The following is an 11,671-nucleotide window of genomic DNA, read 5'->3' as shown; positions in this document are numbered from 1 at the left end:
AACTGCTGCGCCTCGCCCACCCTGCGAAGAACCGACAAAGTGGACAAAATCCCCCACCCTAAGCCCCGCCATTGCACTTCCTTCACAAGGCGCTCACATCCAGCCGGTTGAAGGGTAAACCGCACCACTGACAATCGCCGGTGCGGGTACCCGCTCTGCGGCGATCACCAGGTGCGACGTCCCTGACGACCCGCTGGAAGCTGGCGCCTGCCCTCCCACCGTCGCCCTCCCCAGGACGACTTGTGCCAGCTCACTGCTGCCCGAGTTGAGTTCCCCTTCTCGAGCACCGCGGGTGAGCTCGCGATAACAATGATCGTGAACGTTCATAATGCATGCAGTTGGTCCGGTCAATGCTCTACGCGAAAGAGGGTGCGCCGGCTAGGCCCGAGGGGAGGCGGTGCGCACTGGGGTACGACTCAAGCGGGGCAAGAAGGGGCCTCTCTGCCGCCGCGTTACGGGTGAGCGAGGGAGCGGACGGAGAAGTGGCGCCGGAGACTGGCAGAAGAGCGGCCAGACCGCTCTGCGACCCGGGGGCCGGCTTCGTGGCGAGGGCGAATGTGAAGCACAGCCGCCAGTGCCTGCTGGGGTATGAGGGCCGGGGGCTGACCCGTTTGACTGAGGCAGGACGCCGATCGGCCAGACCAGCCCCATACCGATGACCGCGCTCAGCCGTGGGAGCAGTTGATGACTGCTTGCTCGGCAGCGTGCTGCAGTCGTTGAAGGCCCCGCATTGACCCGGACACTTCAACGGTTCCTCGGACTCTATGAATCCAGAGTCATGAACTCGTCAAAGAGCGCGCGGGAGACCGTACTCAGCCCTGGGGGTCGCCATGCCTGCCTCGGTCATGCCACCACGCCAGGCTGCACACCGGCAACCAGCCAATGGGGCGTGGACGAATGCGCGCCGCTGATCAACGCGATGCTGCGAGCCAGAAGGTGGTCAAAGGTGGGGTAATCCACCGGCAACGTCATCCTGCGCTAACGGCCCTTCTCCTCGGTCCACGCCACCAGGGTTACCGCCCCTCGACGGAGATGCGTTGTCACCTCCAACTACTCGAGGGCGGCTTCCTCGCGTCGCCCAAAGCGGCCGTCGGGCTGCAGCGAAACCCACCGCCCCGTGCGGAAGCTGACAGCCGAGCAGCTGCCGTAATTCACCGTGCCCGTGGGCACGGTGAACACGATCAGGTGGTCAGCCCCGTACGGTGCGGACCAAGAGGTCGGTGAGCAGGCGGATGTCGTTGGGGGTGTTCTGCAGGCCGTTCCAGCGACGCTGCTCGCCATCGGTGAAACGCCACATGCCGGAGGTCCAGGCGGTCACCGGCATCAGGCCGAGGACGGCGTTGCGGACCTGATCGCAGTCGACGTCTTCGGCGGGCATACCGTCGGTGAGGGCGTCCATGACGAAGCCCATGGCCTGGATGCCGACGCCGTGGGTGAGACGGGATTGGCGGGGCGGGAGCTTCCAGGCGTCACTGAAGGTCTCCTTCACGATGGTCCAAAAGGACCTGAGGTGCAGCAGCATGCGTCCGACGTCCCCGGAGCCGTCTTCGGGGTTGCGGTACTGGTAAAGGGCGCCTTCGAAGAGGCTGTGCTCCAGCATGCGCAGCAGGCTGGTGTCCTTGATGTTGCCGTCGGGTGAGGTGGGGCTGGCTACCCGGCCGTAGAAGGGGCCTTCGCCGTCGGTGTTGAGGCGAGTCATCAACTGGGCTGGCAGGCGGCGGCGGGCGTAGGCGGGGGGAAGGTGTCCGCTGGTTTCGGGCAGCAGTTCGTGGATGAGGCCCTTGGGCAGCGGCTTGGTGGAGTTGACCAGGATGAACTGGGATCGCTGGTCTTCTTGGTTGTCGGCGATGAACCCGACGGCGGCGACGGGGAATTCGACGAGGTCTGCGTCGCGGATGGCGGCGCTGCGCTGCTGGCCGTCCACGATGAGGGCGGGCTTGTTCTGTTCGGTGAGGGATTCGTCGACGGGGATGACGAGTACGCCGGGGACGGAGTAGTCCACGCCGGCGTTGAGGCGAACTCCGGTTTCGAAGCGGACGGTGTCGTCGAAGGCCAGGACGAGGGCGTTGGGGAGCATGGCGTCCTCGGATTCGAGGTAGCGGCGGATGCCCCGGATATGGCTGAGGACCTCGGGGCGCTGGTAGCCCTGGAGGGTGCTTGCGTCGTCGCGACGTACGCGGGAGACGGCGGCGAAGCTGTGGAGCTTCTTCCCGTCAATGGCAAAGCAGTAGATTTTTCGGTTGCCTTGGCGTACTTCGAGGGCGGGAAGCCTCAGCTCATATCGGTCGGCCATTCATATCTCCTGACAGGGGTTCTACGGAAAAGCTAGAGGTGGTGTGGAAAGTTTATCCGAAGGTGAGTTGTCTCATCTTCGCCTCGAGTACGGTGAGATTGTGGAATCCTCGGCGTTTGTTGCGTTCACTGCCGCGGAATATGGCGATTTCGATGCCGTGCTTTTTGCACAGGGCGCAGGGGCAGGTGCGCCAGGGTGCATCACTGAGGGTGCGTTCGTAGTGCTCGAGGTAGCTTTTCTTTTTCGGGCCGAGTACGAGGGCTTCGTAGGTGGCGAGTGCACTCTTGACGTCGGAGAGTGATGTTTCTTCTTGGTCGAATGCACGGAGGGCGCGTAGGCAGTCTCGTTCGGCGATGATGGCTTCGGCTTGGGAGACGTGGCCGGAGAGGATGAGACGCTTGAGTGCGGGGTTGCCGTCGACTTGGGGGACGCGGATGGCAGTGTAGGAGTCGGTGGCGGTGTGGTAGTTGTTGCGGTCGTCCATGAAAGCCTGACGGAAGGCACTGGTGCTGTCGAAGCTGGTCACGCCGTGGCGGGCGAACTGCTCCATACTGTCGACGCGGTTGATGCCGAGCAGATGGAGTCCGGCGTCGGGGTTGCGCACTTCGTCGATGGCGCGGAGGCAGGCCAGGATCTCATGGGACTTGAGGGGAACCATGCCGCCGAGGGCGATACGCCGGTATCCCATTTTCTGCAGTTGCGCGACGGAGTGGGCGTAGCTGTCAGGTCCCCATCCCTGGGCGGCGCCGACGGGTTCGAAGCGGGCACCGTGCTTTTTGGTGGCGGCGAGGAAGTCTTCGGCGAGTTCGAGGGAGATCTGCTGGCGTTCCACCCACGCTGCTTCGGGTTCCGTGTCGGATTCTTTGGGAATGTAGCCGAAGATGATGTGGTCGATGCTGATGCCTGCGTCGAATCCGCAGCGGCCGTAGAAATCGAGGACTTCCTCGACCTCATACGGGGGACGTTCTTCGTCGATGTAGTTGAAGGCGCCGCAGTCACCGATGGTGGAGCAGGTGTCGGGGAGGCGGAAGAAGTTCCGCACGCCCAGGCGGTAGAGGCGCTCGCGTTGCGGGGCGGAGTATTTTCCTGCGCCCTTCATGGATCCGTCGACAACCGCCTTGCTGACGAGGATCCCGTCATACGGGATCGGCGTCACGGCCTGGTGAGCGTAGACATCATCGCGCTGACGGACTCGGTAGGGTGAGTACTCGTCGTTGATGAAGTCGTAGGTGGGGCTCACCAGGTCCTGGCTGTCAGGGAAATAGAATTTCACGCGGCTTTTGCCTTTTCCTGCACATAGATACGGAGGAGGTAGTTGGACAGGGTACTGATGTGGCGGGGGTTGTTTTGGAGTTCGTTCCAGGGGGTGTTCAGGTCGGGCCAGCGTCCTTGGGTCCAGCGGCAGTGGGGGGCGATCAGGGCGAGTTCCGCCCGCGCCAACTCCACGGCATGGGGTGAGGCGGGATCGATGGCCATCATGACGCGGTCCATCAGGCGTCCCATGGAGCGGATGCCGACGCCGTGCATCAGCCGGCTCCTGGTCGCCGGCAGCCCCCATGCGTCGGGGAAGGTGTCGCGCACCGCGGTCCAGTAGACGACGAGGATCTGGCGGATGGTGGCCGTGTCGACCGTGCCGTTGGACAGGTTCTTGTAGGGAAAGAAGGCGCCTGACGGGGAGTTGAGGGATTCCTGGATGGCCGTGGTGAGGCTGTTGTCCGTGACGACGGCGTCCGTCTTCTGCTCGGCCGTGGTGGACGGGCGGCGCACCAGGCCTCGAAAGGGTGAGTCCCTGTCGTGGTTGAGGGCTTCGACCAGGACGGCGGGGAGTTTGCGGGCGGAGAGCTTGGTCGGTAGCAGGGTGCCGACTTCCGGGAGAAGTTCGGTGACCAGGTTGGTGGGCAGCGGGGAGACCGTGTTCACGCGCAGAAACTGGTCGCGCTGGGTTTCTAGGTCTTCGGCGACGAAGCCAGCGATGGTCACGGCCAGGCGGGCGTTGCGAGTGCGGGCCAGGGCGAGGCTGCGCTGCTGGCCGTCGACGATCCAGGCCGGCCGCGGGGCGTCGGGGGCGTCGGGCAGGGGGATCTCCAGCGTGCCCGAGGTGCACAGCCCGTCGCTGCTGCCCGGGCCTGGACTGGACTTGAACCGTACCCTCGAGGGCAGCGCCATGATGAGCCCGTTGGGAAACAGGACCTCCTCGCCGTCGAGGTACTCGAGGATCTGCTTCACGTGCTGCTTCTTCTCGGGGCGTTGGTAGCCGATCAGTTTGCCGGCCTCGTCCCTCGAGATGCGTGCCACGTCGGCGACTTGGCTTACCTCTTCTGCCGCCAGGGTGAACACGTACAGGGGGATCGTGGGGTGCTGCTCGATCCGCAGGGCCCGGCGCTTAAGCACAAGAGAGGTCATCGAGGGCCAATCGTCGCTGTGTACAGGTCCGCAAAGCGCTTTTGTTCACAGGCCATTCCCTGGTCGCGCAGCAGGCGCAGCAGGCGGGTGCGGGAGTAGCCGGGGTGGCTGCCCTTCGACTGTTCGATGAAGTCGATCACCGCTTCGTCCGTCATCGACTGGCGCTCGTAGCGTTCGGGGCGCGCAACCTGGTCGGCCCAGGCTTTCCACCGCGCCTGTGCGCTGGGGGTGATGAGGTGGCCGGGCGTGCAGTGCTCGAGCCAGGAGGCTGCCATGCGGACGTTCAAGCTGGTGCGGGTGCCGCCCAGGGCGTGCCGCAGGGCGGCGTTGGCCGGCACGCGCACGATGCCGTCCAGATCGCAGGCGCCCCCGATCAGCATCACCTCGGCTCCCGTGGTCGCCATCGCGGCAAGGTCGCGGTGCATGGCCGCTGCGTAGGTCTCGGACAGCACCACCAGTGCCCGGCCGGCGGTGGCTGCGATCCGGGGCAACGGGTGGACCTCGTCCATGCGTTGCAGATGATCCCACCAGTCGGTGGCATGCGCGCTGGAGGAAGCCACGGAATCTGCGTGTCGGGGCAGGAAAGTCGCCGCGTAGGAGGGTGCGAGGCTGAAGACTGGTCGCAGGCCCAGACCGGCCGAGGCCACATAGAGGCGGGGAATAAAACCAGCCCGATATGCGGCTTTTGTGAGGGCTTGGGCGCGCCGCCACTGGTCCCCCTGATACAGGTCCTCCAGCGCGAGGCGCGGCCCTGGCGCAGTGTGAAGGCGGCGGGCCCACTCCGCGGCCCGCTCCGGCAGGTCCGTCGCGGGCAGAGCGCGGGCCTGCAGAGCGGCCTCGGGGGGTGAGGCCTTCCGGTCCGTGCACGTGACCACGATGGGCAACTCGTTCACTGCGGTTCGACCTCTGGCTTCCGTAACTCGTATCTTGTTGTGGTTACTGTAGCCGGTAGTTAAGACGGTAGGCTGCCACTGCCTCAACGGAGGCAACTGGACTTCAGATAAGGGAGTGACAGCATGGACCGTCCCGCGATCGTGTTGCTGAGCGGCGGCCTGGACTCGACCACGGTTCTGGCCATCGCCAAGGACCAGGGATTCACTCCCTACGCACTTAGCTTCCGCTACGGGCAGCGGCACTCCATCGAGTTGGAGGCGGCCAAGCGGGTCGCCAAGGCCCAGGGCGTGGCCCGCCACGTCATCGCCGACATCGATCTGCGGGTCTTCGGCGGCTCTGCTTTGACGGCCGACATCGAGGTACCCAAGCACGAGTCGCTCGCGGACGTGGAGGATGCGGGGGTGCCGATCACCTACGTGCCGGCCCGCAACACGATCTTCTTGTCCTTCGCGCTCGCGTTTGCCGAGACCGTCGGCGCCAGCGACATCTTCACCGGGGTCACGGCCGTGGACTACAGCGGCTACCCCGACTGCCGCCCCGAGTACATGGAGGCGTTCGCCGCCATGGCCAACCTGGCGACCAAGGCCGGCGTTGAGGGCACCTCCAAGATCACGCTGCACTCCCCCCTGATCGCGCTGTCGAAGGCCGACATCGTCCGCGAAGGCCTGCGCCTGGGCGTGGACTACTCCCTGACCTCCTCCTGCTACGACCCCGACGAGCAGGGGCGGGCCTGCGGCAAGTGCGACACCTGCCTGCTGCGCCTGAAGGGCTTCGCCGAAGCCGGCGTCAGCGACCCCGTCCAGTACCAGAGCGCCTGAGCATGACCTACCTGATCAAGGAAATCTTCTACACGCTGCAGGGCGAAGGCGGCCACGCCGGCCGCCCGGCGGTGTTTTGCCGGTTTTCCCGCTGCAACCTGTGGACCGGCCGCGAACAAGATCGCGCCCGCGCGATCTGCCAGTTCTGCGACACCGATTTCGTGGGCACCGACGGCGAAGGCGGCGGCCGCTTTCGCACCGCCGAGGAGTTGGCCGACGCCGTCGAGGCCGCCTGGCCCTCCGCCGACCGCGCGCACCGGTTCGTGGTGTGCACCGGCGGAGAACCCCTGCTGCAGCTGGACGAGGACGCCATCGATGCCCTGCACGGCCGCGGCTTCGAGATCGCGGTGGAAACCAACGGCACCCGGCCCGCTCCCCGCGGTATCGACTGGCTGTGCGTGAGCCCGAAGATCGGCTCCACCCTGGTCCTCACCAGCGGCGACGAGCTCAAACTGGTCTACCCGCAGGCCGGCGGCGACCCCGCCCAGTTCGAACACCTCGACTTTCGCCACTTCCGCCTGCAGCCGCTGGATGACGCCGGCCGCGAGGCCCACACCCGCGCCGTCGTCGAGTACTGCATGAAGAACCCGCGCTGGACGCTCTCCCTCCAGACGCACAAGTATCTGGGAATTCAGTAATGGAAATCTTCCGCGAGTTCACCTTCGAAGCAGCCCACCGCCTGCCGCACGTGCCCGAGGGCCACAAGTGCGCCCGCCTGCACGGTCACTCCTACAAGGTCACCGTCCACGTCGAAGCACCCGTAGATACAGAGGCGGGCTGGGTAATGGACTTCGGAGACATCAAACAGGCTTTTAAGCCCATTGATGCTCAACTGGACCATTACTACCTGAACGACATTGAAGGCCTCGAAAATCCCACCAGCGAGAACCTGGCTCGCTGGATCTGGGACCGGATGATCAACGAACTTTCCGAATTGTCCGCGATCACCGTGCGCGAAACCTGCACCTCCGGTTGCACCTACCGAGGCGAGTAACGGCATGCACGACATCCAAAACGAGCCCGATAGCCGAGGCATCGCCATCGACGAGGTCGGCATCAGCGGCCTGCGCTACCCCGTCACCTTCGACGACGGCCACACCCACCAGCAGGGCATTGCCGACATCGCCGTCACCGTCGCCCTGCAGGCACAGCGGCGCGGCACCCACATGAGCCGCATGATCGCGCTTGTGCACGAGGAAGCAGCCACCCTCACCCCGCAGGAATTGCCCGCCGTCCTCAAGCGCGGGCTCACCCTGCTGGACACCCCGGCCCTCACCCTCACCCTCAGCCTGCCGATCGCCACCCAGGTCACCGCCCCCGCCAGCGGGCAGGAATCCTGGCAGATCCACGATGTCACCGTCACCGGGCGCATCGACGAAGGTAGCTGCACGGTGGCCACGGCGGTGACCACCCACGTCACCAGCCTGTGCCCCTGTTCCAAAGCCATCTCCGACTACGGCGCCCACAACCAGCGCAGCGAGATCACCCTCGAGGTCACCGGCACGAGTGACACGCCCTACCCGCTGCCCGTCCACGAGGTGATCGCCCTGCTCCGCACCAGCGGCTCCGCCCCCGTCATCCCCCTCATCAAACGCCCCGACGAACGCGTCGTGACCATGCAGGCCTACGACCACCCCGTCTTCGTCGAAGACATCATCCGCGACATAAGCCTCACATGCCGCGAAAAGGGGCTAAACCACATGATCCGGGCGAAGAATCTGGAAAGCATTCACAGCCACGACGCCATCGCCAGTCTGACCTACACCGACTGAACCCCGGCACACGCCCCGAGCCGGAGAGGGATGCCATCGCCCTACGTCGCGCGCCTGCCGCAGCAAGGGAACGGCACCCCCAGCCCGCGGGAGACGTCGCCCCACCGGCGACTCGCACGCGCCGCGTGACCCGAATAACGGGCCGGCGCCCGCGACGCTGACCGGCGCCCTCGCTATCCAAAGACCCACCCGAGTCCCTCAGAGCGGTCGCCTGCCCTGCCAGGGCCTTGACCCCCTGGCAGGTACTTACCGCCAACACCGCAGCGCGGACCGACACCTTAAGGATGTCAGTGTCGTGCGCTGTACTGTCTGCACGTTCGTCTCACCGCCCGTCCGCCGCTGGAGCCGAGCGCAGCACCCCACCACCGAGACAGAAAGTAGATCGTGAAGGCCCCCGCTCCTGCTGGTATCGCCACACTCCTGGCCTACATCGCCACCATCCCGGCCGCCAACTTGGCCGTCACTCACTTCGGCGCGGTACCCGTCGGCCTCGGTTACGTCGCGCCCGCCGGCGTCTACGCCGTCGGCCTGGCGCTCGTCCTGCGCGACCTTGCACGCGAGGCGACCGGCCGTGGCGCCATCCTCGCCGCCATAGCCATCGGCACCGTCCTTTCCTACCTCCTCGCCGACCCCAATCTCGCCACTGCCTCAGCGGTCGCCTTCGCCGTCGCTGAAACCATGGACTTCGTCGTCTACGAACCCCTGCGCCAGCGAGGACTACTCATCGCGATACTCGCCTCAAACGCCGTGGGGCTTCTCGCCGATAGCCTCCTGTTCCTCCACCTTGCCTTCGGCTCCCTCAACTACCTGCCAGGCCAAATCCTCGGTAAAACGTGGATGACCCTCGCGGCCGTCATAGTCCTGGCGCTGCTGGGCCGCCGTAACCGCGTCATCGCCTGAACGTCCCAGCCTGCCATCCACGCATGGCAGGAGACCTCACCGCAATCGCCTTCGCCCACGCACTGGACAGTGAAGGCCCTATCGCGCAGGTATCCGCTCTCGGATGGCAGGTGTACGCCTCAGCACCCCCTGTTCGGAGGCGAACTACCACGCGTCCCCCCTGTGGAACGGGCTCTGTCCAAACAGCCCTCCGCCCGGCCAACCGCTACCGAACACTGGACACGCCCGGATTTACCGAAAACACCTCGGTGCTCGCAGCGTACGCAGCGAGACGCGGCAGGTTCTCACGGACGTCCGACCCACGCCTGGTGGTGCGGGGCGACGCGCAACTGCTCGCGGAGGCGGCCGCGTAGCACTCCGACGCGGGTGCGGCCCTCCAGGACCTGCAGTCCGCTGTCCGCCGGGTTCAGGAGGCGCCGGTCGATGAGGAGCGGCGGGCGCATCCACGTCCCGTGGTCTTCCCAGTGCCGGCCGACTTCCGGGGGCCGCACCTTGACCCAGTACACCGGGTCGGCGGCGTAACTCTCGATGCAGCCGGCGTCGCTCTCGCCGGTCGGCATGGTGGGGAAGGCCGCGGCCGGAATCGTCTCCAGCTTCCAGGTGATGGCGCACAGATCGACGTCTCCGTAGTCGTCCACGAAGTGGCCGTTGTCGCCGTGCTCGAAGAGGAAGTCCCTCAGTACGTCGTCCGGCCATTGCAGGGCGGCCAGTGCCGGGTCGGCGCGGAAGCGCTCGAAACTGAGGCCGCCGTCTTGGCGGCGGGCCAAGAGCGGGCTGAGGTCGTTGAGCTTCATGTCAGGCCCCGCTCTCCAGCGCGTACAGCTCGTAGGGGACGGTTCCGGTCTCGGTGTCCCGGTCGGCCGTGCCGATGTGGGTGAACCCGGCCTTGGCCAGGACGCGGCCGGAGGCGGGGTTTTCGGGGTGGTGCATGGCCTCCAGCCAGTTGAGGCCAGGCTACCGCTGCCAGTACGTCACCGACTGGGTGGCCGACAAGACGCGGTGGGGCCTGAGCATCGACACCGGCGAGCAGGCCGCGCTCACCGAGGTGCTCACCGCCTGCCCGAACGTTCCCGTCACCGTCACACCGGCCCGCTGCACATTGCCGCGCACGGCACGTTCCGCCCGGGCAGCCCGCTGTTCTCGTCGCTGCGGATGGCCGATGAGCCGCTCATCGTCCACAACTTCGAGCAACTGGACCGCAGCCCGTAGCGGATCATCCTGTCCGGCTCTGACACCGCCCGCTTCGCGTCCGCCGGGGACGGAGGAACTTGCTCCAGGTGAGGGTGCAAGTCCAGCACGACCAGCTGATCGTCGACATGACCCGTGGCAGCCACAAGATCTTCCACATCGGGGAGAAGGGCATCGACGGGAAGTGACAGCCAGGTAGATTCGCTTGCCCGGCCGGTCGTCGCAACGTCGTGGAGCGGTGCTTTGACGGGGCTGAGGCGATGGCGCGCCATCGCCACCTGCCGTGACAGGACGGCCGGGTCCTCCCCTGCCGGGGGACCGGCTGCCGGCGCACGGATCGAACCTGCGAATGCGTCCCGAGCAATGCTCCCACGGGGCCCGGCGTTCGGTACCCGTTCGGAACGTGTCGGATCGCCGTCCCGGCGTTGAAGCCAGTGCTCGCTCCTCCCCAGACTCGTCACCGTTCACCCCGCCCGTTCACCGGGTCGGGTCCGGACCCCCTCGACTCCCTGCCGGATGTCTCCCGTCGGGACACGAGGGGCTGTCGAAACGAGGAGTGATCATGCTCAACAGGCTCGGAAACCTCGGCACCTCCCTCCTGGAACGGTTCCTCCCTTCCGCCGACGCGGACGCGCAGAGGTGCATGGTGCGTTGCAACGCTGGGGGCTACTGGCAGGACTGGTGCTGCGACGACAGGGGCAGGAACTGCCACTGGGTCGGCGAGGAGTCGGTCAACCCCTGCTGACGGCGGGACCCCGGTGACCGGGGAGGGCGTACCGCTCGGTGTGCCCTCCCTCCTGTGCGCGACGGGGCTCCGGTCGGCGGGTCCCGGGTCCTCTGAGAGGCGGCAATGAGCTACTTCGCTTACGGCGTGCGCGGGCTGCTGACCGCCGTGTTCCTCATCGCCGTGGCCGGCAAGGTCGGCAGGGCCGGGGCATTCTCCGCCTTCGCCGACTCGCTGCGGCCCCTCGCAGCGGTGTCCGGGTCGGTCGTGCGGGCTGCGGCCCTCGCGGTGGTCGCGGCAGAGTGCGCCGTCTGCCTCGCGCTGATCCTGCCGTTCGCCTCGGCGACACTGGCGGGTTTGCCGGCGGCCACCGCGCTGCTCACGGTGTTCACCGTGGGCATCGCCCGATCGGTGGGCAGGGGAACCACCGTGCGCTGCCGGTGCTTCGGCCGCTCGGCCGCACCGCTGGGCCGGGCTCATGTCGTACGGAACGGGCTGCTGGCTGCCGTCGCTGGGGCTGGCGTAGTGGCGACGGTGGTGAGCGGCCCGGCCGGTGGAACGGATCCCGGGATGGTCGCGGTGGCGTGGTGCGCGGGCGCGGTTGCCGGCGGCCTGGTCACCGTGGCGGAGGACCTGGTGAGTCTGTTCCGGCCCGTCGCCCCTTCCGTGACCGAGTGAC

Annotated in this window: 13 protein-coding genes and 1 pseudogene; 7 read left to right on the top strand and 7 right to left on the bottom strand. The window is 66.5% G+C overall.

Translation table 11 applies throughout. The features are described from left to right. Positions 1-1,189: 1,189 nt before the first annotated feature. Genes dbpB (JK361_RS33170) through JK361_RS41630 form a run of 4 tightly spaced genes read right to left on the bottom strand, consistent with a single transcriptional unit; the run spans position 1,190 to position 5,256 of the window. On the bottom strand, positions 1,190-2,293 hold the full coding sequence (dbpB, locus tag JK361_RS33170; RefSeq protein ID WP_201825445.1) for a DGQHR domain-containing protein DpdB: 1,104 nt from the start codon (positions 2,291-2,293) through the stop codon (positions 1,190-1,192). 52 nt (positions 2,294-2,345) lie between these two features. After that, positions 2,346-3,566, bottom strand: a complete 1,221-nt coding sequence (gene dpdA, locus JK361_RS33165; protein ID WP_201825443.1) for a tRNA-guanine transglycosylase DpdA — start codon at positions 3,564-3,566, stop codon at positions 2,346-2,348. Next, the gene (dbpB, locus tag JK361_RS33160; protein WP_201825441.1) at positions 3,563-4,696 is read right to left on the bottom strand and encodes a DGQHR domain-containing protein DpdB; all 1,134 of its coding nucleotides are present in this window, start codon (positions 4,694-4,696) and stop codon (positions 3,563-3,565) included. The genes dpdA and dbpB (JK361_RS33160) overlap by 4 nt, the downstream gene beginning before the upstream one ends. After that, on the bottom strand, positions 4,693-5,256 hold the full coding sequence (locus JK361_RS41630) for a hypothetical protein (RefSeq protein ID WP_236053943.1): 564 nt from the start codon (positions 5,254-5,256) through the stop codon (positions 4,693-4,695). Before JK361_RS41630 ends, dbpB (JK361_RS33160) begins: the two co-directional genes overlap by 4 nt. Positions 5,257-5,712: 456 nt before the next feature. Here JK361_RS41630 and queC point away from each other — a divergent pair, with 456 nt between their 5' ends. The 5 genes from queC (at position 5,713) to JK361_RS33130 (ending at position 9,080) form a co-directional block, all read left to right on the top strand. Then, the gene (gene queC / locus JK361_RS33150; RefSeq protein ID WP_201825437.1) at positions 5,713-6,408 is read left to right on the top strand and encodes a 7-cyano-7-deazaguanine synthase QueC; all 696 of its coding nucleotides are present in this window, start codon (positions 5,713-5,715) and stop codon (positions 6,406-6,408) included. Between the two features lie 2 nt (positions 6,409-6,410). Beyond that, entirely contained in the window at positions 6,411-7,046 is a 636-nt protein-coding gene (gene queE, locus JK361_RS33145; protein WP_201825435.1) for a 7-carboxy-7-deazaguanine synthase, read from the top strand. Further along, the gene (gene queD, locus JK361_RS33140) at positions 7,046-7,402 is read left to right on the top strand and encodes a 6-carboxytetrahydropterin synthase QueD (RefSeq protein ID WP_201825433.1); all 357 of its coding nucleotides are present in this window, start codon (positions 7,046-7,048) and stop codon (positions 7,400-7,402) included. Before queE ends, queD begins: the two co-directional genes overlap by 1 nt. A gap of 4 nt (positions 7,403-7,406) precedes the next feature. Beyond that, positions 7,407-8,180 carry a GTP cyclohydrolase I FolE2 gene (locus tag JK361_RS33135; RefSeq protein WP_201825431.1) on the top strand — a complete coding sequence of 258 codons (774 nt, stop codon included), beginning with the start codon at positions 7,407-7,409 and terminating at the stop codon, positions 8,178-8,180. Positions 8,181-8,564: 384 nt separating this feature from the next. Then, positions 8,565-9,080, top strand: coding sequence for a VUT family protein (locus tag JK361_RS33130; protein ID WP_201825429.1), 516 nt, complete (start codon positions 8,565-8,567; stop codon positions 9,078-9,080). 284 nt (positions 9,081-9,364) lie between these two features. Here JK361_RS33130 and JK361_RS33125 read toward each other — a convergent pair whose 3' ends face one another. The 3 genes and pseudogenes from JK361_RS33125 to JK361_RS33115 all read right to left on the bottom strand — a co-directional run bounded on the left by JK361_RS33125 (position 9,365) and on the right by JK361_RS33115 (position 10,190). After that, entirely contained in the window at positions 9,365-9,874 is a 510-nt protein-coding gene (locus tag JK361_RS33125; RefSeq protein ID WP_201825427.1) for a hypothetical protein, read from the bottom strand. A 1-nt stretch (position 9,875) separates the two neighbouring features. Continuing rightward, positions 9,876-10,031: pseudogene (locus JK361_RS33120) on the bottom strand (GNAT family N-acetyltransferase); the annotation flags it as partial. Positions 10,032-10,034: 3 nt separating this feature from the next. Beyond that, positions 10,035-10,190 (bottom strand): hypothetical protein, encoded by a 156-nt coding sequence (locus JK361_RS33115; protein ID WP_201825425.1) that lies wholly within the window; start codon positions 10,188-10,190, stop codon positions 10,035-10,037. Positions 10,191-10,830: 640 nt separating this feature from the next. On the opposite strand from JK361_RS33115, the gene JK361_RS33110 reads away from it, so the two are divergent. Then, positions 10,831-11,013 carry a hypothetical protein gene (locus tag JK361_RS33110; protein WP_184963198.1) on the top strand — a complete coding sequence of 61 codons (183 nt, stop codon included), beginning with the start codon at positions 10,831-10,833 and terminating at the stop codon, positions 11,011-11,013. A gap of 105 nt (positions 11,014-11,118) precedes the next feature. Beyond that, positions 11,119-11,670, top strand: coding sequence for a MauE/DoxX family redox-associated membrane protein (locus JK361_RS33105; protein WP_201825423.1), 552 nt, complete (start codon positions 11,119-11,121; stop codon positions 11,668-11,670). The last annotated feature ends 1 nt before the right edge of the window (position 11,671 follow it).

Origin of the sequence: Streptomyces musisoli (assembly GCF_016741855.1) — a bacterium.
Lineage (GTDB): Bacteria > Actinomycetota > Actinomycetes > Streptomycetales > Streptomycetaceae > Streptomyces > Streptomyces musisoli.
Note: the sequence above shows the minus strand (reverse complement) of the source record. Positions and strands in the feature narration are given on the sequence as shown.

Excerpts from the sequence above, each read along its gene's own strand:
- dbpB (WP_201825445.1), bottom strand. The coding sequence starts at position 2,293 with ATGGCCGACCGATATGAGCTGAGGCTTCCCGCCCTCGAAGTACGCCAA.
- dbpB (WP_201825441.1), bottom strand. The coding sequence starts at position 4,696 with ATGACCTCTCTTGTGCTTAAGCGCCGGGCCCTGCGGATCGAGCAGCAC.
- queC (WP_201825437.1), top strand. The coding sequence starts at position 5,713 with ATGGACCGTCCCGCGATCGTGTTGCTGAGCGGCGGCCTGGACTCGACC.
- queE (WP_201825435.1), top strand. The coding sequence starts at position 6,411 with ATGACCTACCTGATCAAGGAAATCTTCTACACGCTGCAGGGCGAAGGC.
- queD (WP_201825433.1), top strand. The coding sequence starts at position 7,046 with ATGGAAATCTTCCGCGAGTTCACCTTCGAAGCAGCCCACCGCCTGCCG.
- JK361_RS33135 (WP_201825431.1), top strand. The coding sequence starts at position 7,407 with ATGCACGACATCCAAAACGAGCCCGATAGCCGAGGCATCGCCATCGAC.
- JK361_RS33125 (WP_201825427.1), bottom strand. The coding sequence starts at position 9,874 with ATGAAGCTCAACGACCTCAGCCCGCTCTTGGCCCGCCGCCAAGACGGC.
- JK361_RS33110 (WP_184963198.1), top strand. The coding sequence starts at position 10,831 with ATGCTCAACAGGCTCGGAAACCTCGGCACCTCCCTCCTGGAACGGTTC.
- JK361_RS33105 (WP_201825423.1), top strand. The coding sequence starts at position 11,119 with ATGAGCTACTTCGCTTACGGCGTGCGCGGGCTGCTGACCGCCGTGTTC.